Here is a 21,580-nt window from a genome sequence, read left to right as displayed (position 1 = left end):
AACGTTACGGGATCCGGCTGCCGAACAAGACCGCCGCGCCCCCGACCAGCAGCCCGGCGAAGAGCGCGGCCAGGATGAACTGCTGGGTGATCTCCTGTTCGACCACCTTGTAGCCGAGCGAGGTGCCGATCTGTTCGTAGACCTCGCGCAGCTCGCTGCCGGACTCGGCGGTGTAGGCGCGGCCGCTGGTGCCGTCGGACAGCGCCTGCAGGGTCTGCTTGTTGACCGGGACGTTCACGGGGCGGCCGTCGATGGAGACGGTGCCGTCGGGGGTGCCGTAGGCGATCGTGGAGACCGGCACGTGGGCCTGCTGCGCGGCGTCGGTGGCCTCGCGGACCGAGCGGCCGGAGGTGTTGTCGCCGTCGGACAGCAGCACGATCGCCGAGGGCGGCGGGTCGCTGGTGGCGTCCTGGTCGAAGGAGCGGACCGCGTCGAGCGAGTTGAAGACCGCTTCGCCGATGGCGGTGCCGGGGCGGGTGGTCAGGTTGCCGATGGCGGTCGCCACGGCCTGGTGGTCGGTGGTGGGGGAGATGACCACGTTGGCGGCGCGGGCGAAGGCCACCACGCCGACGTTGAACCGGTCGGGCAGCTCCTGGACGAACGCCTGGGCGGCGGTCTTGGCCGCGGAGATGCGATCGGGCTCGACGTCGCCGGCGTCCATGGACAGCGAGACGTCGAGCGCGATCATGATGGTGGCGCGGTCGCGCGGCACCCGTACCTCGCCGGCGGGCCGGGCGGCGCCGACGACCAGTAGCGACATCATGACCAGGAACAGCACGGGGGGCACGTGGCGGCGCCAGCCGGGGCCGCTCGGCGCGACAAGGTTGAGCAGGGCCAGGTTGGTGAAGCGCACGGTGTAGCGGCGCCGGGCGAACTGCGCGGCCACGTAACCGGCGATGAGGAGCACCACCAGCACGAACAGCCACAGCCAGGCGGGCGACAGGAACGTCAAGGGTTCACCTTCCGGTGTGCCAGGTGGCTCATGCGCCGCTGGCGCAGGACGAACTGGGCGACGTCGAACACCCAGTCGCGGTCGGTGCGCAGCACCAGGTGTCCGACGCCCGCACGGCGCAGCGCGAGGCGGGTGCCCTCCCGCTGGAGGGCGGCGGCCTCCGCGTAGTCACGGCGGATTTTCGGGGAAAGGTGCACTTCGCGTACCTTCCCGGTCTCCGGGTCGGCGAACGCGACGCGGCCCACGTCGGGCAGTTCGAGTTCGCGCGGGTCGATGACCTCGACGGCCAGCGTCTGGTGGCGGGCCGACAGGCGGCGCAGCGGGCGCTCCCAGGGGCGTTCGGCGTCCGGGTCCAGGGTGGGTGCGGCATCCAGGAAGTCGGAGACGATCACGCGCATGCCGCGCCGCCTGCGGGTGGCGGCCAGGACGTCGATGCCCTCGGCGAGGTCGGGCGGGTCGGCGACAACTTGGCCGCGCGGGGCGTCCATGAGCGCGCTGAGCAGCCCGTACAGGGCGGGCCTGCCGGTGCGGGCGGGCATGCGGTGGATGTGCTCGTCGTGGATGACGAGCGCCCCGAACCGGTCGGCCATCCGGCTGGACAGGAACCCGATGGCCCCGACGGCGGCGACGACCAGGTCGCGCTTGTCGGTGTCGGCGGTGCCGAAGTCCATGCTGGGGGACAGGTCGGCCAGCGCCCAGGTCTCCAGCTCGCGGTCGGCGACCAGGTCCCGCACGTGCGGGACGGTCGTGCGGGCGGTGACGTTCCAGTCCATGCGCCGCACGTCGTCCTCGCCGGGCACGTAGACGCGGCTGTCGCCGGCCTCGCTGCCGGTGCCGGGCAGGAGGCCCTGGTGGGCGCCGTGCAGCAGCCCGTCGAGCCGCCGGGTCACGGTGAGCTCCAGGCGGCGCAGGGCCTGTTCGGCTGTGCTCATGTGATGCTCAACGGTTCTGGTTCCAGACGACGAGGGGCGGAGGGACGGCGTGCAGGATCTGGCGTACGACCTCTTCGGGGTCGACGCCGTCGGCGAGGGCGTCGAAGGTGAGCATGAGCCGGTGGGACATGACGTCCACGGCCACGTCGCGCACGTCGTCGGGCAGCAGGTAGTCGCGGCCGCGCAGCACGGCCAGCGCCCGCCCGGCGGAGACGAGGCCGAGCGTGGCGCGCGGGCTGACGCCGACCTCGATGGTGTCGACCAGGTCGGGCAGGCCGTACTCGGCGGGGGAGCGGGTGGCCATGACCAACCGGACGACGTAGTCGGCGACGAGCTGGTGGACCGAGACGTTCTCGGCCGTCTCCTGCAGCGCGGTCAGCCGTTCGGGGTCGAGCACCCGGGAGGGCGCGGGCGGGGTGACGCTCATGCGCTGGAGGATCTGCAGCTCCTCGTGCGCGCTCGGGTGCGGCACCCGCACCCGGAACAGGAAGCGGTCACGCTGCACCTCGGGCAGCGGGTAGACGCCTTCGGACTCGATCGGGTTCTGGGTGGCCAGCACGATGAACGGCCTGGGCAGCGGGTGGGTGACACCGGCGAGCGTGACCTGCCGCTCGGCCATGACCTCCAGCAGCGCCGACTGGACCTTCGCGGGGGCGCGGTTGATCTCGTCGGCGAGCAGGAAGTTGACGAACACCGGGCCCAGCTCGACGTCGAACTTCTCGGTGGACGGATGGTAGACGCGGGTGCCGACGATATCGCTCGGCACCAGGTCGGGCGTGAACTGGATGCGGGCGAACGTGCCGCCCACGACGGTGGACAGGGTCGAGGCGGCGAGGGTCTTGGCGACGCCGGGGACGCCTTCCAGCAGGCAGTGACCACGCGCCAGCAGCGCGACGATCAGCCTCTCGACCATGTGATCCTGCCCGACGATGACCCGCCGGACCTCGTCGAGGGTCTGACGCAGCACGTCCGCGTCCGTTCCGCCTGGCAACTCTTCGGCGACGCTCATGACGCTATTCCACCAAAGGTGTCGCAAACGTGCACGACGCCACGTCTGTGCTTTCATGGCAGATGTGGCCAGTCCGCTTCAGTACGGCGATCCACCACGGCTAGGGCCGTACGTGGTGCAGGCGCGCCTGCACACCGCCCCGGCCGGTTTCGTCTACCTGGGCCAGGGGCCCGACGGCCGCGCGGTCTCACTGGCCCTGCTGACGAGAGGCGCGGCGTTCGACCCCGCGGCGCGCGACCGGTTCGTCACCGCGATCAGGCAGGCGGCGCCGGAGCAGGAGCGGCCGGGCGTGCGCGGCTGGTTCGGGCGCGGCGGCAGGTCGCGGACCGCGGTGCTGGACGAGACGCCGCCGGTGCTGGCGATCAACACCGGCCGGGCGCCGTGGGTGGCGGTCCCGTACGCGCCGGGCCGCCCGGGGGCCGAGCGGTTCCTGGACCCGGTGATGGTGGGCGGCACGCTCATCGGGCAGGCGCACGGCCCGGACTTCGTCCCGTACTGGCTGACCGACCGGGCGCCGGCGCTGGCGCCGCCGGTCAGGCGGCGGCCGCTCACCGAGACGCGCAAGCGGGTGCTGATGGCGGCCCTGGCCCTGGTGCTGCTGCTGTTGCTGGTGACGGTGTTCCTGCTGCTGATGCTGCTGGGACGCTCCGGCGGCGACCCGATGCCGCAGCCGCTGCCGCCGACGCAGTTCCTGCCGACCCCGCCGCCGACGCCGACCTCGCCGGAGCCGCAGGAGCCGACCCCGTCGCCGTCGCCCTCGCCGTCGCAGAGCGGTGAGCAGACGCCCGGCCGCTCGCCCGGTGACGACTCCTCGCAGGATCCGCAGCTTTGACTCTCCCGTAACGGGAGGCTTTAGCCTCGCCGTCATGGAGTTCATCGTTCACGACACCGTTTCCGCCATGGCCGCGACGCTCCGGGAGCCGCTGGAGCGGCGGCCGGACGCGCTGCGGGAGATGCTGGCCCCGATGCGCGAGGTGATCCCGATGCCCGGCGACATCGTCGACATCCACCACCAGGGCGGCGGCTTCCGTGTCGACGGCGAGGACCCCCGCTACCTGGAGGCGCTCGACCGGCTCGCCGCGGCGGACGTGCTGGGCCAGGTGGAGCGCGAGCTGGAGCGCGCCTCCGCGGCGCTGGGGCACCTGAAGCAGGCCGAGACGCTGCAGGTGATGTTCGTGCTCGGCAACCCGGACAACGCCCATCTGATGGGCACCGCGGGCGGCTACTACGGCATGGGCGGCGCCCCCGGCTGGCTCTACCTGCTGGCCTGGCCGGACGAGCGGGTCATCGGGCGGATCGCGCACTGCGCCGTGCACGAGTTCCACCACAACGTGCGGTACACGAACGTGGAGTGGGACCCGGAGAACGTCACCGTCGGGGAGCACGTGATCTCCGAGGGGCTGGCGGAGGCGTTCGTGCGCGAGCTGTCGGGGCCGGAGGCGATGGGGCCGTGGTCGTCGATGGTGACCGGCGCGGACTTCGACCTGGCGTACGAGCGGATCATGGCGGACTTCGGGCTGCGGGGGATGTGGAACACGCCCGCGTACGTGCTCGGCGACGACGCGACCCGGGCGTTCGGGCAGGAGCCCAAGGGGATCCCCAACATGGCCGGGTACGCGGTGGGGCTGCGGCTGGTGGACCGGGCGCTGGCCGGGACGGGCAGGACGGTGGCGGAGCTGTCGGGGCTGCCGGTCGCCGAGATCGTCCGTACGGCCGGGTAGGGGCGCGCCGGTCAGCCGGGGGAGACGAAGCCGGACTCGTAGGCGGCGATGACCGCCTGCGTGCGGTCGCGCGCGCCGAGCTTGGTGAGCACGTTGCCGACGTGGGTCTTGACGGTCTCGGGGCTCACCACCAGCTCGGCGGCGATCTCGCCGTTGGACAGGCCTCTGGTCATGAGCCGCAGCACGTCGCCCTCGCGCCCGGTCAGCCGGTCGACGCCGGGCACGCGGACGGCGGGCCGTCGCGCGGCGAGCGCGCGGATGGCGGCGGGGAACAGCAGCGACTCGCCGGACGCCACCAGCTTCACCGCCCGCACCAGCTCCTCCGGCCTGGCCCGCTTGAGCAGGAACCCGTCGGCGCCGGCGCGCAGCGCGTCGTACACGTAGTCGTCGTTCTCGAACGTGGTCACCACCAGGACCTTGGGCGGCTCCTCCAGGGCGGTCAGGCGGCGGGTGGCCTCGATGCCGTCGAGCGCGGGCATGCGCACGTCCATGAGCACCACGTCGGGCCGCTCGCGCCGCACCACCGGCAGCACCGCGGCGCCGTCGGCGGCCTCGCCGACCACGGTCAGGCCCGGCTCGGTGTCGATGATGATCCGCAGCCCGGCCCGGATGAGGTCCTCGTCGTCGGCCAGCACGACCCTGATCGTCATGGCTCCGACCGTAGCGGGAGCCGGGCCGAGACCCGCCAGCCGCCCCCGTCAGGCCCCGCCGTGATCTCGCCGCCGAGGAGCCTGACCCGCTCCCGCATCCCCTCCAGCCCTCTGCCCCCGCCCGGCGTGCCGTGGTTCGCGCCGGTGCGGTTGCCGATCCGCAGGCAGAGGTCCCCGTCGCGGACGTGGGCCGACAGGCTGATCGGGCCGCGGCCGTGTCTGATGGCGTTGGTGAGCGCCTCCTGGACGATCCGGTAGGCCTCTCGGGAGACCACGGCGGGCACGGACGACAGGTCGCCCACCTCCTGCCGCACCTCGGCCCCGGTGGAGCGCACCAGCGCGTCCAGGTCGGCCAGGGTGGCCCGCGGCGCCCGGTCGCGGTCGTCGCCCGCGCGCAGCACGCCGAGCACGTGGTCCAGGTCCTCCAGGGCGGCGCGGGCCGACTGCTCGATCGCCGCCAGCGCCGTCCTGGCGGTGCCGGGGTCGCGGTCGAGGACCCGGCCCGCGGCGGCGGCCTGGAGCGTGACGACGCTGAGCGCGTGCCCCACCGAGTCGTGCAGCTCGCGGGCCAGCCGGTTGCGCTGGGCCAGCACGCGGGCCCGCGACTCGGCCGCGGCCAGCCGCTCGGCCGGGGTGGGGCCGAGCAGCGCCGGGGCGAGCCTGGCCAGCAGCCCGCCGGACGCGGACACGAGCAGGACGAGCAGCGCCAGCATGGCCAGCCCCGCGGCGGGCCAGCCGATCGCCGACCAGCCTGGCTGCACGCGCACGCCGAGCACGTCGGCCGGATCGCCGGTGAACGGCAGCGCCATCGTCACCGCCGTGAACGGCACGATCGCGAGCGTGCAGCCGCTGGCCAAGCCGCCGATCGCCAGGTGCAGGGTGTACCAGGCGGCGGTGCGCCGGCGTTCCTGCCAGGAGCGCCGGCCCTCCTGCGGGGCGGTCTCGACCGCGACGCCGAGCAGGCTCTGCGCCGCGTTCACCTCCAGCGCGCGCACCGGCAGGAACAGCCCGGTGAGCGCCACCACCGGCAGCGCCGCGGCGAACACGCCGAGCTGCAGGGGCAGCAACAGCAGGGTCGTCGACTCCCGCTGCGCCCATCCGGCGATCAGCACCCCGGCCATCATGTACGGCATCAGCAGCGCCCCGCCGAGGATCAGGCACGCCCACCGCCGCGCCAGGCGCCGATTCCATGTCACACCGGTGATTCTATGTCGAGCTTTATTCGCTCTCGGTGGAATGCGCTTTTGGAGAAATGCGCCCAAGGCGAAAAGATTCCTTAGTCGAGGGCGCGCGGGTCTAGCGTCGACCATGCAATTGGTTCGAGTCGGAAAGGGCGACGTCCATGACGGAGAACGCGCGCACGCAATGGCCTGACCAGCTCAGCCAGCGCCTTCTGAAGGAACGCATCCTCGTTCTCGGCCAGGAAGTCGACGACGACATATGCAACCGGCTGTGCGGTGAGCTGCTTTTGCTGGCGGCCGAGGATCCCAAGCGCGACATCACGCTTTACATCAATTCGCCGGGCGGTTCCGTGCAGGCCGGCATGGCGCTGTACGACATGATGCAGTTCGTGCCGTGCGACGTGGCGACGGTCGCGATGGGGTTCGCCGCCTCGATGGGGCAGCTGCTGTTGTGCGCGGGCGCGCCCGGCAAGCGCTACGCCCTGCCCAACGCCCGCGTCGTGATGCACCAGCCGCTCGGCGGCATCGGCGGCTCGGCCACCGACATCCAGATCCAGGCCGAGAACATGATCTACACCAAGCGGCGGATGGCCGAGATCATCGCCCACCACACCGGCCAGCCGCTGGAGCGCATCCAGGCCGACTCCGACCGCGATCGGTGGTACACCGCGCAGGAGGCTCTGGAGTACGGGTTCGTCGACCACATCGCCGAAGGGATGAACTGACATGAGCGGGCGATACGTCCTGCCGTCCTTCACCGAGCGCACCTCGTACGGCATCAAGGAGATGAACCCGTACAACAAGCTCTTCGAGGACCGGGTGATCTTCCTCGGCACCCCGATCGACGACACCGCGGCCAACGACGTGATGGCCCAGCTGCTCACGCTCGAGTCGATCGACCCCGACCAGGACATCAACCTCTACATCAACTCGCCGGGCGGCTCGTTCACCGCGATGACCGCCATCTACGACACGATGCAGTTCGTCCGGCCGGAGATCCACACCGTCTGCGTCGGCGAGGCGTCCTCGGCGGCGGCGGTGCTGCTGGCGGCGGGCACGCCGGGCAAGCGGGCCGCGCTGCCGCACACCCGGATCCTGCTCCACCAGCCGGCCACCGAGGGCGGCCGGGGCCAGTCGAGCGACCTGGAGATCCACGCCAGGGAGATCCTGCGGATGCGCGACCAGCAGGAGGAGATCCTGGCCCGCCACACCGGGCGCACCGCGCAGGAGATCAGGCGCGACATCGAGCGTGACCGCGTCTTCACCGCCGAGCAGGCGCGCACCTACCGGCTGATCGACGACATCTACGCCTCCCGCAAGCGGTCCCTGGTGACCGCCCGCTGAGCCGCGGGCGCCCGGAAGATGGGCTCCGGGCGCCCGCACCTGTAAGCCCTGGCCCCGTGCCCTCCGGCGCTGGACGAAGGTCGCTACGCTTGCGGGGATTTGTCGGGGTTTCGGGGGAGAAGTGGCGTGCCGCTGGAGCAGGTCCTGATGTTGCTGGTGGCCGCCGCCGGAGCGGGCTGGGTGGACGCCGTCGTGGGCGGCGGCGGGCTGCTGCAACTGCCCGCGCTGATGATGGCCGGGGTGGCGCCCGTCGAGGCGATGGCGACGAACAAGTTCTCCTCCGTGTTCGGCACCGCGTCCGCCGCCGTCACGTACACCCGCACCACCAAGGTGGACCGGCCGGTCGCGCTGCCCGCGGCCGGGCTGGCCGTGCTCAGCGCGGCGCTCGGCGCGTCGGCCGCGGCGGCGATCTCGGCGGAGGTGCTGCGGCCCCTCGTGATGGTGATCCTGCTCGGCGTGGCGGCGTTCGTCACCCTGCGCCCGGCCATGGGCGCGGTCGCCCGCCCGCAGCTCCGCACCCGGGCCCGCGTGACCGTGGCGGTGCTGACGGCGGGCGTGGCCATCGCCTTCTACGACGGCATCATGGGCCCCGGCACGGGCACGTTCCTGATCATCGCGTTCACCGCCCTGCTCGGCCTCGACTTCGTCTCCGCCTCCGCCTCGGCGAAGATCATCAACACCGGCACGAACATCGGCGCCCTGCTGTTCTTCGGCTGGCACGGCCACGTGCTGTGGGTGCTCGGCCTCGGCATGGCCGCCTGCAACATCGCCGGCGCCCAGGCCGGCGCCCGCATGGCGATCCGGCGAGGCACGGGTTTCGTCCGGATCGTGCTGCTCTGCGTCGTGGCGGCCATGGTGTCCAGGCTCGCCTGGCAGCAGTTCGGCTGACGGTCAGGTGACGTGTTCGTACGGACACCGTCAGCGGGCGCGCAGGGCGGCGGCGGCGAGGGCGACGAAGGCGGCCAGGATCGCGGGGATGGCCAGGGCCCGGGGTAGGCCGGTCAGCTCCGCGGCGGCGCCGATGAGCACCGGGCCCGACAGGAAGCCCAGGTAGCCGATGCTCGCCGTCCTGGCCAGCGCCCGGCCCGCGAAGGCCGGGTCGCGGTGCCCGGCCGCCGAGAAAACCTGCGGCACGATGCACGACAGCCCGGCCCCGAACAGGCCGAACCCCGCCACGCCCGCCACCGGGTGGCCGACGAGCAGCGCCATCCCGAGCCCGGCCGCCGCCAGCAGGCCGCACGCCCGGACCAGCGGCACCGGGCCGAACCTGGCCGCCAGCCGGTCGCCCGCCAGGCGGCCCGCCGTCATCATGATGGAGAAGGCGGCGTAGCCAGCGGCCGCGAACCCGGCCGCGGCCCCCATGTGCTCGCGCAGGTAGACCGCGCTCCAGTCGGCCGCCGCGCCCTCGCCGACCAGGCAGCAGAACGCCAGCACGCCCAGGAACACGATCCCCTTCGGCCGGCTCCCCGGCCCGGCGGGCTCCCTGACCGGTGGCGGGCGCAGCGCCCACAGCGACGCCCACAGCGCGAGCGCGGTGATCGCCGCGCCTGCCGACCAGAACGTGACCGCGGGGGAGAGGCCGGCCTGCGCGAACAGCCCGCCGGCGGCGGCGCCCGCGAACCCGCCGAGGCTGAAGACGGCGTGGAAGGAGGACATGACGCGCCGCCCCCACGCCCGCTCCACCACCACCGCGTTGGCGTTCATGGACACGTCCAGCACGCCGTGCACCGCGCCGAAGGCCAGCAGGGCCAGTGCCAGCGTCGCCAGGTTCACCGCGTACGCGGGGGCTACCAGGGCGGGGCCGTGCAGCAGCGCGGCGGGGATCATCACACGGGCGCTGCCGAACCGGTCCACCAGCCGGCCGACCGCCTGCATGCCCGCCATCGCGCCGGCCGCCAGCCCCAGCAGCGCGAGGCTCAGCTCGCCCTCGCCGAGCCCGAGGTCCTGCTTGATGGCCGGGATCCGGGCCGTCCACGTGCCTATCGCGGCCCCCGCCAGCAGGAACAGCAGGTAGACGGCGACCCTGGCGCGCCGGACGTCGCCCGGGTCGAGGCCCGTGTCCCCGCCTCCCGCGCCGCCACTTCCCACCGGATCGGTCGCGGGGTCCTGGGGAGATCGGGGGTTGTGGCCGGGTGCGGCGGTCTCGGGGTTTTCCGGGGGCCGGGGGGCGCGCCCGGGTGTGGCGGTCACGAGGGTTCCTGGACGACGCGGACCGTGACCCCTGCCGCGAGGAGGGCGTCGTGCTCCTCGCGGGGGATCCTGTCGTCCGTCACCACCACGTCCAGCCGCGAGATCGGGCACACCGCGCCGAACGCCGTGCGCGCGAACTTGCCCGAGTCGCACACCGCGATCACCCGCCGGGCCGACGCGATCGCCGCCCGCTTGATCGCCACCTCCGGCAGGTCGTGCGCGGTCAGCCCCTGCGCGGCCGACAGCCCGCAGCAGCCGACCACCGCCGTGTCGAACCGCAGCGCCCCGATGGACGTCTCGGCCAGCGGGCCCATGAAGTTCAGCTCGCCCGGCCGCACCTCGCCGCCGGGCAGCACCAGCCGCACCCGCGGCGCCGCCGACAGCAGCGACACCACCTGCAGCGCCAGCGGCACCACGGTCAGCCGGCGGTCCACCAGCGCCCGCCCCACCTCGGCCGCCGTGGTGCCGCCGTCGAGCACCACCGCCTCCCCGTCGGCGATCAGCGAGGCCGCCTCGGCGCCGATGCGCCGCTTGGCCTCCACCGCCTCCCGTTCCCTGAGCGCGTACGGCGGCTCCTCGCCGCGCAGCAGCAGCGACAGCGCGCCGCCCCTGATCCGCCGCACCACCCCCTGCTGGGACAGCTCCTCCAGGTCGCGCCTGATCGTCATCTCCGACACCCCGTGCTCCTCGGCCAGCTCGGCGACGGAGACGGTGTCGTTCGTCCGCAGGGCGTTGAGTATGCGATGTAAACGATCCATATGTTCATATAAACATAGACAATGTGCGCTCTACAATAGGTGCATGCGCGCCAGCCGTCTGCTCTCCCTCCTCCTGCTGCTGCAGACGCGCGGCCGGATGACCGCGCCCGAGCTGGCCGAGGAGCTCGAGGTGTCGATCCGTACGATCTACCGCGACGTGGAGGCCCTGTCGGCCGCCGGCGTGCCGGTCTACGCCGACCGCGGCCCCGCCGGCGGCTACCAGCTGCTCGACGGCTACCGCACCCGGCTCAACGGGCTGACCGCCGAGGAGGCGTCGTCGCTGTTCCTGGCCGGGCTGCCGGGCCCCGCCGCCGAGCTGGGCATGGCCGAGCTGGCCGCCAACGCCGAGCTGAAGCTGCTGGCCGCGCTGCCGCCGGAGCCGCGCTCGCAGGCCGCGAGGATGCGCGAGCGGTTCCTGCTGGACGTGCCGGGCTGGTACCGCGGGCCCGACGACGTGCCCCACCTGAGCGAGGTGGCCGAGGCGGTGTGGGCGCAGCGGCCGCTGCGGATGACCTACCGGCGCTGGGGACGGCAGGTCGTCGAGCGGCTCGTCCACCCGTACGGGCTCGTGCTCAAGGGCGGGTCGTGGTATCTGGTCGCCGCTCCGCCCGGCGAGAGCCCGCGCACCTACCGGGTGGCGCGCGTCCTCACCCTCGCCGCCGAGCCCGGCCGCTTCGACCGGCCGGAGGGCTTCGACCTGGCCGGGTTCTGGAAGGCGTACGCGGCCGAGTTCCGCGAACGGATGTACACCGCGACCGCCGAGATCAGGCTCGCCCCCGGCATGGAGGAGCTGCTCGCCTACACGATGGGCCAGGACGTGGTGGCGGGCGCCCTGGCCGGGGCCGCCGAGCCCGACGCCGAGGGGTGGCGGACGCTCACCCTGCCGGTCGAGTCGATCACCCACGCCCGCTGGCTGCTGCTGCGCATGGGCGCGGGCGTGGAGGTGCTCGGCCCGCCCGAACTGCGCGCTCTCATGGTGGAGGCGGTGGCGGAGCTGCGGAAAATGTATGAGTAAGTCGGGCCCGTTCCTGGCACGATGCCCGGTATGTATCTCCTAGCGTTCATCGGCGCGTGTGTCCTGGTGGCGATGGCCCCAGGCGTCAGCACCGCCGTCATCCTGCGCCAGACGCTCCGCTCCGGCCGCGGCTCCGGCATGGCGGCCACGCTCGGCAACGAGACCGGCATCCTGCTGTGGGGGCTGGCCGCCGCCTTCGGCCTGTCGGCGCTGCTGCTCGCCTCACAGCTCGCCTACGACGTCATGCGGGTCACCGGCGCGGTCGTCCTGGTGGTGATGGGCGCGCAGGCGCTCTGGCAGGCCCGCAAGGGCGGGGCCGCCGCCGTCGAGGTCGCGCCGGTGGACGGGCGCCGCCGCGCCTACCTGGCCGGGCTCGGCACGTGCGTGGCCAACCCGAAGGCGGCGGTGTTCGCGATGTCGTTCCTGCCGCAGTTCGTGCCGCAGGGCGCAGACGTGCCGCTCACCCTGGTCACGCTCGCCGTCGTCTGGGTGCTGGTCGACATGCTCTGGTACGGGCTGCTGGTGTGGGCGGTGACCCGGGCCAAGGACCTGCTCGGGCGGCCCGCGGTCAAGCGGCGGCTGGAGCAGGTGTCCGGCGCCGTCCTCGTCGGGCTGGGTGTGCGACTGGCGCTGGAGGGCCGATGACGATCTGGTACGAGCGGGCGGGCGAGGGCGAGCCGGTGGTGCTGCTGCCGTCGAGCGCCGCCGACGCAGGCATGTGGGACGGCCAGTGGGACGCGCTCGCCGCGCGGTTCCAGGTGATCAGGGTCGACTACCGGGGGTTCGGCCACACCCCCTACCAGGCCGACCGGCCCTACAGCGACGCCGGCGACGTGGCCGAGGTGCTCGCCGAGCTCGGCGTCGAGCGGGCGGCGCTGGTCGCCTCCTCGTACGGGTGCCGGGTCGCGCTGCAGCTGGCCGGCCTGGCCACCCGGCTGGTGCTCATGAACCCCGGCTCCGGCCTGCCCGAGACCGAGGATGTGGTGGCGTTCGGCGAGGAGGAGGACCGGCTGCTGGAGGCCGGCGACGTCGAGGGCGCCGCCGAGCTGAACGCCCGCACCTGGCTCGGGCCGGAGGCGGACGAGGCCACCCGGCGGCGGGTGGTGGAGATGCAGCGGCACGCGTTCGCGGGGCAGCTGGCCGCCGACCCCGAGCCTTCGCAGTTCTCGCCGGAGTACGACCTCGACGCGATCACGGTGCCCGCCCTGATCGTCACCGGCCCGTACGACCTGCCGTACTTCCGCGCCGGCGCCCGCCACCTGGCCGGCCGGCTGGCGGACGCCGAGCTGGTCGAACTGGAGTGGGCCGGCCATCTGCCCGCTCTGGAGCGGCCGGAGGAGGTCACCCGGCTGTTGCTGGACTACCTTTAGACCATGGCGGACGATCTGGCCGAGCTGGTGCGGCAGGCCCAGGACGAAGACCCGCTGCGCGCGCTGCAGGCCACCGCCGCGCTGCGCCGCGAGATCGAGCGGGTGGAGGCCGTCCAGGTGCGGCGGGCCCGGGTGGCCGGCCTGGCCTGGGCGCAGATCGCGCACGCGATCGGCGTCACCAAGCAGGCCGTGCACAAGAAGTACGGCAAACGCTAGGCCCACCGGCGGGCGAACCAGCCCAGCACGATGTTCCACGAGTAGCCGCGCCGGATCCGCCCGGCTACGTCGGGCGGCAGCGTGTCGAGGCCCCGGTGCTCCAGCGTCACCTCGGTGCCGCCGTCGACCTCGGTGAACGCGACCTCGATCTCCATCCGGCCGGTCGGGTTGATCAGGTCGGCCCAGACCAGGCGGTGCGGCGGATCCCAGGTGAGGATCCGGCCGGTGTCGACGTGGCCGCCGTCGGACCACAGCTCGCGCAGGTAGCCGTGCTGGAACCGGATGCCGACGGCCCGCTCCGGGTCGACCCAGCTGTGCCGGCCGCGCACGTACCAGGCGTCGATCTCGTCGGTGAAGACCCGGAAGGCGGTCGCGGGGTCCACCGGCACGGTGACGCCGGCCCTGACGGTGTTCACCGGCCGCGCTCCACGTGGTCCTTGAAGGAGCCGAGCTGCTCGGCCCAGAACGCCTGTACCTGGTCGAGCCAGGCCTGCAACGCGGTGAACGGCTCGGGCCGCAGGGTGTAGACGCGCAGCCGGGCGTCGTCGCCGCCGGCCTCGGCGCGTACCAGGCCGCCCGCGCGCAGCACCCGCAGGTGCCTGCTCAGCGCGGGCGCGCTCATGCTGACCGCCTCCGCCAGCTCCCCGGCCGGCCGGGGACCGTCACGCAGCAGGTCGATCACCTTGCGCCGGGTCGGGTCGGCGAGCGCGGCCAGCGTCGCGTCCAAGTCGTTAACGTGTTGGTTAATCGTTGCCTTCTCGGTTAGATTAGTGCTTAACGTTGTCGTTGAATATTATCGCGGAGGTTTCGCGTATGCCTACCGAGCTCGGCTACTACACCCTGTCGGTGAAGGACCTGGACCGGGCGGCGGCCTTCTACGGGCCGCTGTTCGGCTGGGAGTTCACGCGCGAGCACGAGACGTACCTGCACGTCACCAACAGCACCCTGCCCATGGGCCTGAACGCCGGCGGCCCGTCGTCCCAGCCGAACCTCTACTACAAGGTCGACGACCTGGACGCCGCCATCGCCCGGGTCCACGAGCTGGGCGGCACCACGGACGAGCCGTACGAGAGCAAGTCGGGCCGCGGCTGCGCCTGCACCGACGACCAGGGCACGGTCATCAGCCTCTGGCAGCCCGCGCCCGGCCTCTAGCCTCCTTCCAGGCCCCGGCCGCCCGGCCCGGCCGGGCGGCCGTACGGTGCGTCCCGGTGAAAGGTCCCGTTCGCGGACAGGAACTGACCGCGAGATCTCCTACCGTTCGGGCGTCACCGACCGAAGGAGATCCGCATGACCATCCTCGTCACCGGCGCCACCGGCAACGTGGGCCGCCCGCTCGTGGAGCGGCTGCTGGCCGCCGGCCACCGGGTGCGCGCGCTCACCCGCGACCCGGCGCGCGCGAACCTGCCGGAAGGCGCGCGGGCCGTCGCCGGCGACCTGGCCGACGCCGGATCCCTGGCCGCCGCCTTCGAAGGCGTCACCGCCGCCCATCTGATCACCTTCGACGGGGCCGACCATTCGCCCCTGGCGAACGGCCCCGCCATCGTGGCCGCCGCCGTCGAGGCCGGGGTGCGCAGGGTGACGGTGCTCCAGGGCGGGCTGTCCAGGAGCCCGCTGGAGGAGGCGGTCGCGGCGAGCGACCTGGAGTGGACCTTCGTGGGACCGGTGGAGTTCATGTCGAACGTCCTCGAATGGGCCGGCTCCGTCAAGGAGGAGGGCGTGGTCCGCGACGGGTTCCCCGAGGCCAGGAGCGCCATGGTGCACGACGCGGACATCGCCGCCGTGGCCGCCGCCGCGCTCACCTCCGGCGGGCACGCCGGGCGGGAGTACGTGGTGACGGGCCCGGAGGTGTTCACCACGGCTGACAAGGTACGGGTGCTGGGCGAGGTCCTCGGCAGGGAGATCCGCTTCGTCGAGCTGAGCCGCGAGCAGATCACCGCCGAGTGGCGGCGGCAGGGCTACTCCGAGGAGGACGTCGCGTTCTTCCTCACCGTGTGCGCCGACACCCCGGAGGTGGGCCGCACGGTGCGGCCCACCGTCGAACAGGTCACCGGACGGCCGCCCCGCACCTTCCGCCAGTGGATCGAGGAGAACGCCGCCGCGTTCTCCTGACTACGGCTTGCGGCCCACGCCCGCGTAGTAGACGGCCTCCCGGTCGGCGTAGAGCGTCTCGGGCGTGGGGCGCCAGCGCGGCAGCGCCACCACGCCCGGCTCCAGCAGCTCCAGCCCGTCGAAGAAGCCGGTCAGCTGCTCGTGCGTGCGCAGCGTGATCGGTACGGCGCCGCTCTCGTTCCAGCTGCGCACCCCGTCCTCCAGCTGCTTGCCGACCAGGCCGTGGGAGATGGCCAGGTGACTGCCCGGGGCCATGGGGGCCATCAGCCGCTGGATGATCTCCTTGGGCCGGTCGCTGTCGGGCAGGAACTCCACCACGCCCAGCAGCACCAGCCCGACCGGCTGCGAGAAGTCCAGGTACTCGGCCGCCGCGGCCACGATCTCGGCGGGCTCGCGCAGGTCGCTGTCGATGAACCAGGTGTCGCCCTGCCCCGGCCCGCGCAGCAGCGCCCGCGCGTGGGCCAGCACCACAGGGTCGTTGTCGACGTACACGACCTTGCAGTCGGGCGAGACCGACTGGGCGACCTGGTGGGTGTTGTCGGCCGTGGGGATCCCGGTGCCGATGTCGAGGAACTGGCGGACGCCCGCCTCCCCGGCCATGTAGCGCACCGCCCGGCCGAGGAACTCGCGGTTCGTCTTGGCCAGGATCGGCAGCTCGGGGACCGCCTGGAGGATCTGCTCGCTGACGACGCGGTCGACCTCGTAGTTGTCCTTGCCGCCCAGCCACAGGTCGTAGATCCGGGCCGGGCTCGGGATCTCGGTGTTCACACGGCTGAGCGGATCGTCGGTCATCGTCGTGCCTTCCGGGAAGGGGCTGTACGCGACAGAGCCTAACGCGAGGAAGATCCCAAGTCTCGATCTTGGCCCGAGAGCTCCCGTTCCGCGGGACTTCGTGCCCTCCCGGAGATGCGGGCGCCGGGACCTCAGGGGGCTGAGGTCCCGGCGCCGGTCGGTGGGCGGCCGGTCAGTCGATCGTGATCAGCCCGTAGCCGCCGTCGTAACGGTGGTAGATCAGCCGGCCGCGGCCGGTCTCCGCGTCGGCGTAGAACTCGAACGCCCGCCCGCTGACCTCCAGCCGGTCCACCGCCTCGGCGGTGGTCAGCCGGGGCGCCGCGCCCGGATCGATCGCGAGCGGCACCGCCACCTCGCCGAGCGCTTCCGGCCTCGGCTCCACCTGGGCCATCCGGTAGCCCTCCTCGGCCCGGTACAGGACGCTGTCCTGACCGCTGCCGGCCTCGGTGAACAGGTAGAAGCCGAAGTCGAGCTGCTCCATGTCGAAGGCGGCCTCGTCCGGAGTGGCCCGGTAGGCGGCCAGCGTCTTGCGGCGGACGATCTCCCGCTCGGCGTCCGCCGGGCGCGGCAGGACCGGCAGCGAGGACTCCCGCCGCTCCGGCGAGTAGCGTCCGCGCGTCTCCTCCCAGTGCCTGGCGGTGCGCCGCAACCGGGTACGCGCCCGGTCCTCCAGCAGGTCGAGTGCCTGGTACATGGACGGGCCGGCGGCCTGGGCGCGGATCAGGCGCCCGTTGACGTCGAGGTTGGCCTGCGCCGTGTACGGCCGCTTCGCGTCGGGAGCGTCCGGGGCGGTCAGCTTGACCCGCGCGAACAGCACGGGCTCGCCGGCCAGCCGGGTGAGCGCGGCGACGGCCTCCCTGGCGTGCTCGACGGCTCCCTGGCGGACCGGGCCACGTGTCTCGACCCGAACGTCGGCGGGGTCGATGGCGACCGGCGCGTTCCGGCGTCTCATGTCGTGCCTCCTTCTGCCGTTCCTTGCGGGCTCAGCCAATCGCGGAACGCCAGGCCGCCGGTAGAGGAGAAAGACCATCGGAAAGGGACCTTCAGCCCTACGCGTGTCATCGGCCGTGACCTCGGCGGTTGCATCTTTCCGACGCAGTGTTGGTATCTTGCCAACGGCGCGTCGGGAAGTCGGGGCGCTCATCCGTCCCGTGAAATCCCTTCCTGTGAAGGAGTGCCATGTTCCTGGCCTGGCGCGAGCTGGTCTTCGCCCGCGCACGTTTCGGCCTGATGGGCGGAGTCGTCGCCCTCATAGCGATCCTCGTCGTCCTGCTGTCCGGTCTCTCCTCCGGGCTCGTCAACGACGGTGTCTCCGGGCTCCAGCGGTTGCCCGTCACCGCGTTCGCCTTCGCCGAGGGGACCAAGACCGACTCCGCCTTCTCCCGCAGCACCGTCAACGTGAACCAGGCCGAGACGTGGAAGGGCCGCGACGACGTCGGCGACGCCGTCCCGTTCGGCAACATGCTGGTCAACGCCAAGGTCACGACCGCCGCGGGCGCCCAGACGCCGATCGACCTGGCCCTGTTCGGCGTCGACCCCGGCTCGTTCCTCGCGCCCGCCGTGTCCGACGGCGCCGGACTCGGCGACCCCGACGGGATCGTGGTCAGCCAGACCGTCCTGGACGACGGCGTGGCCATCGGCGACACCGTCGTCATCGACCGCCTGGGCACCCGGCTCAAGGTCATCGGCACCACCGGCGACCAGCGCACCTTCGGCCATGTCGACGTGGCGTACCTGCCGTTGCGCACCTGGCAGCAGGTGCACGCGGGCGCCGGGCCGGGTGACGAGGCGCGCGAGGGGGCGTACGAGGAGGCCACGGCCATCGCCCTGCGCGCCCGGGACGGGAACGAGATCGACCTGTCCGGCGGCGACGCCGCGGCGGGCACCACGAGCATGACGCTGGAGGACTCCTTCGGCGCCTCCCCGGGCTACACCGCCGAGATCTCCACGCTCACGCTCATCCAGGTCTTCCTGTACGCCATCTCCGCGCTCGTCGTCGGGACGTTCTTCACCGTGTGGACGATCCAGCGCAAACACGAACTCGCCGTCGTACGGGCCATGGGCGCCTCGACCGGCTACCTCATGCGCGACACGATGATCCAGGCGACCGTCATCCTGACCGTGTCCACCGCCGTGGGCTTCCTGATGGGAGTGGGCGGCGGCGCGCTGCTCACCACCACCCCCATGCCGTTCGCCCTGGAGGCGGGCCCGCTCGTCGTCGCAGCCCTGCTGCTCGTCGGCCTCGGCCTCGCCGGCGCCGCGGCGGCCGTGGGCCGCATCGTCCGAGTCGACCCGCTCGCAGCCCTGGGAGGGCAGAGATGACCACCAGCCACACGTCCCCGCGCCCGGACTCCCGCCGGACCGGCGCCGAGGAACGCGGCGGCCTGCGGGTGGAGGGCGTCACCCTGGCCCTCGGCGACGGCGACGCCACCGTCACCGCGCTCGACGACGTCCACCTCCACGTGGCGTCCGGCGAGTTCGTCGCCGTCGTCGGGCCCTCCGGTTCCGGAAAGTCGAGCCTGCTCGCGGTCGCCGGCGCGCTCACCACGCCCGACACCGGCAGGGTCCTGCTCGACGGCGTCGACATCTCCCGGGCGAGCTCCCGGGAGAAGGCACGCCACCGCCGCGAACGGATCGGGTTCGTCTTCCAGTCCGGCAACCTCATCCCGGCCCTCACCGCGCTGGACCAGCTGCGCTTCGCGCTCGACGTGGCGGGCAGACGTGCGGGTGACGGTCACGACCCGCGAGAGCTGCTCGACCGGGTCGGCATGGGCCACCGCGTGGGACACCGGCCCCACCAGCTGTCCGGCGGCGAGCGGCAGCGTGTGGGCATCGCCCGCGCACTCGTCACCCGCCCGGCGGTGCTGCTGGTGGACGAGCCGACCGCCGCACTCGACCGCGCCCGCAGCGACGACATCGTCACGTTGCTCGCGCACGAGACGCACGAATCCGCTGTCGCGACGATCATGGTCACCCACGATCACGACGTGCTCGGCCACTGCGACCGCGTCCTGTCGATGGTCGATGGGAGACTGTCGGAGTAGGCCGACCATGGTGGAGGAGGGCACGTGCCGCGCATCCGGGCGTCGACCGTCGCCGAGCATCGGGCCGCCCAGCACCGGGCGCTGCTCGACGTGGCCAGGGAGATCCTCGCGGAGACCGGCCGGCCTCCCACGCTGAGCCGGGTCGCGGCGCGCGCCGGGCTGGCCCGGCCCAGCCTCTACCAGTACTTCCGGTCATCGGAGGACCTGCTCAACGCGGTGGTGGAGGACGTCTTCCCCCGCTGGTCGGCCCGGGTCGCCGTCGCGATGGACGCCGCCGCGACCCCGGCCGACCGCGTGCTCGCGTACGTGCTGACCAACTTCGAGCTCATCACCGAGGGCGAGCACGCGCTGGCCACCGTCCTCGCGGAGGTCGCACCGGGCGACACGGTCGCCGAACAGAGCCGCACCATGCACCAGCAGCTCCTGGAGCCGCTCGTGGAGACGCTGCACAGCCTCGGCGTCCCCGCGGTGCCCGAGACGGCGGAGATGATCAACGCCATCGTGTTCGCCGGGTCCCGGCTGATCGAGTCCGGCACCGACCTGCGGACCGTCTGGGAGTCGGCCAGGGCCCTGCTGGAGCCGTTCCTGCGCGCGACCGGCATGGGCCCGGCCCCTCCCGAGGCGACGTGACCGCCGGCCGGCCGGGGGCGCCCGCCCCCGGCGTACGGGTCAGGCCGCGGGGGCCTGGTGGTAGACCGAGTGCCACACCTCGTTGCGGATGCGGGAGAACTCCGGTGACAGCCGCACCTCCTCGGTGCGCGGGTACGGCAGGTCCACGTCGATGATCCGGTGGATGCGGCCCGGCCGCGCCGCCATGACCACGACCCGGTTGGCCAGGTAGACGGCCTCGTCCACGTCGTGCGTGATGAACATGACCGTGCGCCGCTCCCGGCTCCACGTGTCCAGCAGCTGATCCTGCAACTGCACGCGGGTGAGCGCGTCCAGCGCGCCGAACGGCTCGTCCATGAGCAGCACCTGCGGCCCGACCGCGTAGGCGCGGGCGATCGCGCAGCGCTGCTTCATCCCGCCCGACAGCGTCTTGGGCAGCGCGTCGGCGAAGTCCGTCAGCCCCACCAGGTCGATCGCGTGCTGGGCGCGGCGGTGCCGCTCCTCGGCGGAGATCGGCTGGAGCCTGAGCCCGAACTCGACGTTCTTGCGCACGGTCAGCCACGGGAACAGCGCGTACTGCTGGAAGATCACCCCGCGGTCCGGCCCCGGTCCGGTGACCGGCGCGCCGTCCAGCAGGATCCGGCCCGTCCCGGGTTCGACCAGCCCGGCCGCCATGCCCATCAGCGTGCTCTTGCCGCACCCCGACGGGCCCACGACGGTGACGAACTCACGGTCGGCGATGTCCAGGTCCACCCGGTCGAGGGCGAGGAACCGGCCGCCCTTGAGCTCGAACGTCTTCGACACGCCCTGGAAGGAGATCTTGGTGTTCATCGGCGTTCCTGCCATCCGGTGAATCGGCGCTCGGCCAGCAGCAGCAGCCGGTCCATGATCAGGCCGAGCACGCCGATGCTGATCAGTCCCACGAAGATCGTGGGCAGGTCGTAGTAGAGCTGCGCCTGCTGCATCCGGTAGCCCAGCCCTTCCTGGGCGGCGATCAGCTCGGCCGCCACCAGCGTCCCCCAGGCCGCGCCCAGCCCGATCCGCATGCCCACGATGATGAACGGCGTCGAGGCCGGCACCACGACCTTCAGGAAGATGGTCCGGTCCGAGGCGCCCAGCACCCGGGCGGCGTTGATGAGCGTCTTGTCGACGTCGAGCACGCCCTGGAACGTCGAGACCACGCTCGACAGGAACGCCGCCAGGAAGATGACGAACACCTTCGGCGTCTCGCCGATGCCCATCAGCAGGATGGCCAGCGGGATGATCGCCAGGGGCGGGATCGTACGGAAGAACTGCACGTACGGCTCGATCAGGGCACGCGCGGTGGCGTACCAGCCCATCAGGAAGCCGACCGGGATGGCGAGCAGGGTGCCCAGCGCGAAGCCGGTGAACACGCGGCGCAGGCTGGCCAGCATGTCGTTGGTCAGGGTGCCGTCGGCGACCAGCTCGACGCCGCGCGCGGCCACCTCGACGGGGCCGCTCAGGCCCGTGATGCCGGACATCGACAGCGCCGTCCACGCGCCCAGGCCCGCCAGGACGGCGACCACGTTCAGGACGAGGGTGCGGCCCGGCCGCCGGAGCCGGCGGCCGGGGGAGGGCGGAGGGTCGGTCACGCTCACGGCGGTCATGTTCTGGGACTCTTCATGGCTCAGTGGAGATCCTCTTCGGTGGCGCAATTGCCCACAAGG

General features: G+C 72.7%; 27 protein-coding genes. 14 read left to right on the top strand and 13 right to left on the bottom strand.

Annotated features, from left to right (window positions below; all coding sequences use genetic code 11):
• Window positions 1–4: 4 nt before the first annotated feature.
• Genes ABD999_RS36660 through ABD999_RS36650 form a run of 3 tightly spaced genes read right to left on the bottom strand, consistent with a single transcriptional unit; the run spans window position 5 to window position 2,893 of the window.
• Complete coding sequence (locus tag ABD999_RS36660) at window positions 5–952, bottom strand: VWA domain-containing protein (RefSeq protein WP_271277720.1); 948 nt, start codon at window positions 950–952, stop codon at window positions 5–7.
• Entirely contained in the window at window positions 949–1,884 is a 936-nt protein-coding gene (locus tag ABD999_RS36655; RefSeq protein WP_148031455.1) for a DUF58 domain-containing protein, read from the bottom strand. Before ABD999_RS36655 ends, ABD999_RS36660 begins: the two co-directional genes overlap by 4 nt.
• 7 nt (window positions 1,885–1,891) lie before the next feature.
• Window positions 1,892–2,893, bottom strand: a complete 1,002-nt coding sequence (locus ABD999_RS36650) for an AAA family ATPase (protein WP_148031456.1) — start codon at window positions 2,891–2,893, stop codon at window positions 1,892–1,894.
• A 55-nt stretch (window positions 2,894–2,948) separates the two neighbouring features.
• Here ABD999_RS36650 and ABD999_RS36645 point away from each other — a divergent pair, with 55 nt between their 5' ends.
• Both ABD999_RS36645 and ABD999_RS36640 read left to right on the top strand, forming a co-directional pair.
• Complete coding sequence (locus ABD999_RS36645; RefSeq protein WP_187281146.1) at window positions 2,949–3,725, top strand: hypothetical protein; 777 nt, start codon at window positions 2,949–2,951, stop codon at window positions 3,723–3,725.
• A gap of 34 nt (window positions 3,726–3,759) precedes the next feature.
• Window positions 3,760–4,614 (top strand): DUF2268 domain-containing putative Zn-dependent protease, encoded by an 855-nt coding sequence (locus tag ABD999_RS36640; protein ID WP_271277721.1) that lies wholly within the window; start codon window positions 3,760–3,762, stop codon window positions 4,612–4,614.
• Window positions 4,615–4,625: 11 nt separating this feature from the next.
• Here the strand turns inward: ABD999_RS36640 and ABD999_RS36635 are convergent, their stop codons facing one another.
• On the bottom strand, window positions 4,626–5,264 hold the full coding sequence (locus tag ABD999_RS36635) for a response regulator transcription factor (RefSeq protein ID WP_271277722.1): 639 nt from the start codon (window positions 5,262–5,264) through the stop codon (window positions 4,626–4,628).
• Window positions 5,261–6,460, bottom strand: a complete 1,200-nt coding sequence (locus tag ABD999_RS36630; RefSeq protein WP_271277723.1) for a sensor histidine kinase — start codon at window positions 6,458–6,460, stop codon at window positions 5,261–5,263. Before ABD999_RS36630 ends, ABD999_RS36635 begins: the two co-directional genes overlap by 4 nt.
• A 146-nt stretch (window positions 6,461–6,606) precedes the next feature.
• Between ABD999_RS36630 and ABD999_RS36625 the strand changes: the two genes are divergently transcribed.
• The 3 genes from ABD999_RS36625 to ABD999_RS36615 all read left to right on the top strand — a co-directional run bounded on the left by ABD999_RS36625 (window position 6,607) and on the right by ABD999_RS36615 (window position 8,677).
• On the top strand, window positions 6,607–7,170 hold the full coding sequence (locus ABD999_RS36625; protein ID WP_148031459.1) for a ClpP family protease: 564 nt from the start codon (window positions 6,607–6,609) through the stop codon (window positions 7,168–7,170).
• A gap of 1 nt (window position 7,171) precedes the next feature.
• Complete coding sequence (locus tag ABD999_RS36620) at window positions 7,172–7,789, top strand: ATP-dependent Clp protease proteolytic subunit (RefSeq protein ID WP_271277724.1); 618 nt, start codon at window positions 7,172–7,174, stop codon at window positions 7,787–7,789.
• A gap of 126 nt (window positions 7,790–7,915) precedes the next feature.
• Complete coding sequence (locus ABD999_RS36615) at window positions 7,916–8,677, top strand: TSUP family transporter (RefSeq protein ID WP_148031461.1); 762 nt, start codon at window positions 7,916–7,918, stop codon at window positions 8,675–8,677.
• Window positions 8,678–8,707: 30 nt separating this feature from the next.
• Here ABD999_RS36615 and ABD999_RS36610 read toward each other — a convergent pair whose 3' ends face one another.
• A complete protein-coding gene (locus ABD999_RS36610; protein ID WP_271277725.1) occupies window positions 8,708–9,979 on the bottom strand; it encodes an MFS transporter in 1,272 nt (423 codons plus the stop codon).
• Window positions 9,976–10,737 (bottom strand): DeoR/GlpR family DNA-binding transcription regulator, encoded by a 762-nt coding sequence (locus tag ABD999_RS36605; protein WP_271277726.1) that lies wholly within the window; start codon window positions 10,735–10,737, stop codon window positions 9,976–9,978. Before ABD999_RS36605 ends, ABD999_RS36610 begins: the two co-directional genes overlap by 4 nt.
• Before the next feature lie 43 nt (window positions 10,738–10,780).
• Here ABD999_RS36605 and ABD999_RS36600 point away from each other — a divergent pair, with 43 nt between their 5' ends.
• Genes ABD999_RS36600 through ABD999_RS36585 form a run of 4 tightly spaced genes read left to right on the top strand, consistent with a single transcriptional unit; the run spans window position 10,781 to window position 13,338 of the window.
• On the top strand, window positions 10,781–11,752 hold the full coding sequence (locus tag ABD999_RS36600) for a helix-turn-helix transcriptional regulator (protein ID WP_148031464.1): 972 nt from the start codon (window positions 10,781–10,783) through the stop codon (window positions 11,750–11,752).
• Between the two features lie 30 nt (window positions 11,753–11,782).
• Window positions 11,783–12,397, top strand: a complete 615-nt coding sequence (locus tag ABD999_RS36595) for a LysE family translocator (protein WP_148031465.1) — start codon at window positions 11,783–11,785, stop codon at window positions 12,395–12,397.
• Entirely contained in the window at window positions 12,394–13,122 is a 729-nt protein-coding gene (locus ABD999_RS36590; RefSeq protein ID WP_271277727.1) for an alpha/beta fold hydrolase, read from the top strand. The genes ABD999_RS36595 and ABD999_RS36590 overlap by 4 nt, the downstream gene beginning before the upstream one ends.
• Before the next feature lie 3 nt (window positions 13,123–13,125).
• Entirely contained in the window at window positions 13,126–13,338 is a 213-nt protein-coding gene (locus ABD999_RS36585) for a hypothetical protein (protein WP_271277728.1), read from the top strand.
• On the opposite strand, the gene ABD999_RS36580 is transcribed toward ABD999_RS36585, so the two are convergent.
• Both ABD999_RS36580 and ABD999_RS36575 read right to left on the bottom strand, forming a co-directional pair.
• Window positions 13,335–13,754 carry an SRPBCC domain-containing protein gene (locus ABD999_RS36580; protein WP_271277729.1) on the bottom strand — a complete coding sequence of 140 codons (420 nt, stop codon included), beginning with the start codon at window positions 13,752–13,754 and terminating at the stop codon, window positions 13,335–13,337. The two genes, ABD999_RS36585 and ABD999_RS36580, sit on opposite strands and share 4 nt — an antisense overlap.
• Window positions 13,751–14,065: an ArsR/SmtB family transcription factor gene (locus ABD999_RS36575; protein ID WP_246640116.1), complete on the bottom strand. Its 315-nt coding sequence runs from the start codon at window positions 14,063–14,065 to the stop codon at window positions 13,751–13,753. The genes ABD999_RS36580 and ABD999_RS36575 overlap by 4 nt, the downstream gene beginning before the upstream one ends.
• An 86-nt stretch (window positions 14,066–14,151) precedes the next feature.
• Between ABD999_RS36575 and ABD999_RS36570 the strand changes: the two genes are divergently transcribed.
• Window positions 14,152–14,490 (top strand): VOC family protein, encoded by a 339-nt coding sequence (locus tag ABD999_RS36570; protein ID WP_148031470.1) that lies wholly within the window; start codon window positions 14,152–14,154, stop codon window positions 14,488–14,490.
• A 135-nt stretch (window positions 14,491–14,625) separates the two neighbouring features.
• The gene (locus tag ABD999_RS36565) at window positions 14,626–15,447 is read left to right on the top strand and encodes an NmrA family NAD(P)-binding protein (RefSeq protein WP_271277730.1); all 822 of its coding nucleotides are present in this window, start codon (window positions 14,626–14,628) and stop codon (window positions 15,445–15,447) included.
• Here the strand turns inward: ABD999_RS36565 and ABD999_RS36560 are convergent, their stop codons facing one another.
• Together ABD999_RS36560 and ABD999_RS36555 are read right to left on the bottom strand one after the other, a co-directional pair.
• The gene (locus ABD999_RS36560) at window positions 15,448–16,239 is read right to left on the bottom strand and encodes an SAM-dependent methyltransferase (RefSeq protein ID WP_219545693.1); all 792 of its coding nucleotides are present in this window, start codon (window positions 16,237–16,239) and stop codon (window positions 15,448–15,450) included. It abuts the gene before it with no gap.
• A 172-nt stretch (window positions 16,240–16,411) separates the two neighbouring features.
• On the bottom strand, window positions 16,412–17,191 hold the full coding sequence (locus tag ABD999_RS36555) for a sigma 54 modulation/S30EA ribosomal C-terminal domain-containing protein (RefSeq protein ID WP_271277731.1): 780 nt from the start codon (window positions 17,189–17,191) through the stop codon (window positions 16,412–16,414).
• A gap of 227 nt (window positions 17,192–17,418) precedes the next feature.
• Between ABD999_RS36555 and ABD999_RS36550 the strand changes: the two genes are divergently transcribed.
• Genes ABD999_RS36550 through ABD999_RS36540 form a run of 3 tightly spaced genes read left to right on the top strand, consistent with a single transcriptional unit; the run spans window position 17,419 to window position 19,913 of the window.
• The gene (locus tag ABD999_RS36550; RefSeq protein ID WP_271277732.1) at window positions 17,419–18,561 is read left to right on the top strand and encodes an ABC transporter permease; all 1,143 of its coding nucleotides are present in this window, start codon (window positions 17,419–17,421) and stop codon (window positions 18,559–18,561) included.
• Complete coding sequence (locus ABD999_RS36545) at window positions 18,558–19,283, top strand: ABC transporter ATP-binding protein (protein ID WP_271277733.1); 726 nt, start codon at window positions 18,558–18,560, stop codon at window positions 19,281–19,283. Before ABD999_RS36550 ends, ABD999_RS36545 begins: the two co-directional genes overlap by 4 nt.
• Before the next feature lie 24 nt (window positions 19,284–19,307).
• Window positions 19,308–19,913, top strand: coding sequence for a TetR/AcrR family transcriptional regulator (locus ABD999_RS36540; RefSeq protein ID WP_271277734.1), 606 nt, complete (start codon window positions 19,308–19,310; stop codon window positions 19,911–19,913).
• 39 nt (window positions 19,914–19,952) lie between these two features.
• On the opposite strand, the gene ABD999_RS36535 is transcribed toward ABD999_RS36540, so the two are convergent.
• On the bottom strand, window positions 19,953–20,723 hold the full coding sequence (locus tag ABD999_RS36535) for an ABC transporter ATP-binding protein (protein WP_148031476.1): 771 nt from the start codon (window positions 20,721–20,723) through the stop codon (window positions 19,953–19,955).
• Complete coding sequence (locus ABD999_RS36530; RefSeq protein WP_345483124.1) at window positions 20,720–21,520, bottom strand: ABC transporter permease; 801 nt, start codon at window positions 21,518–21,520, stop codon at window positions 20,720–20,722. Before ABD999_RS36530 ends, ABD999_RS36535 begins: the two co-directional genes overlap by 4 nt.
• Window positions 21,521–21,580 lie beyond the last annotated feature (60 nt).

This window comes from Nonomuraea ferruginea (assembly GCF_039540635.1).
GTDB lineage: Bacteria > Actinomycetota > Actinomycetes > Streptosporangiales > Streptosporangiaceae > Nonomuraea > Nonomuraea ferruginea.
This window is presented reverse-complemented; position numbering and strand designations above follow the sequence as displayed.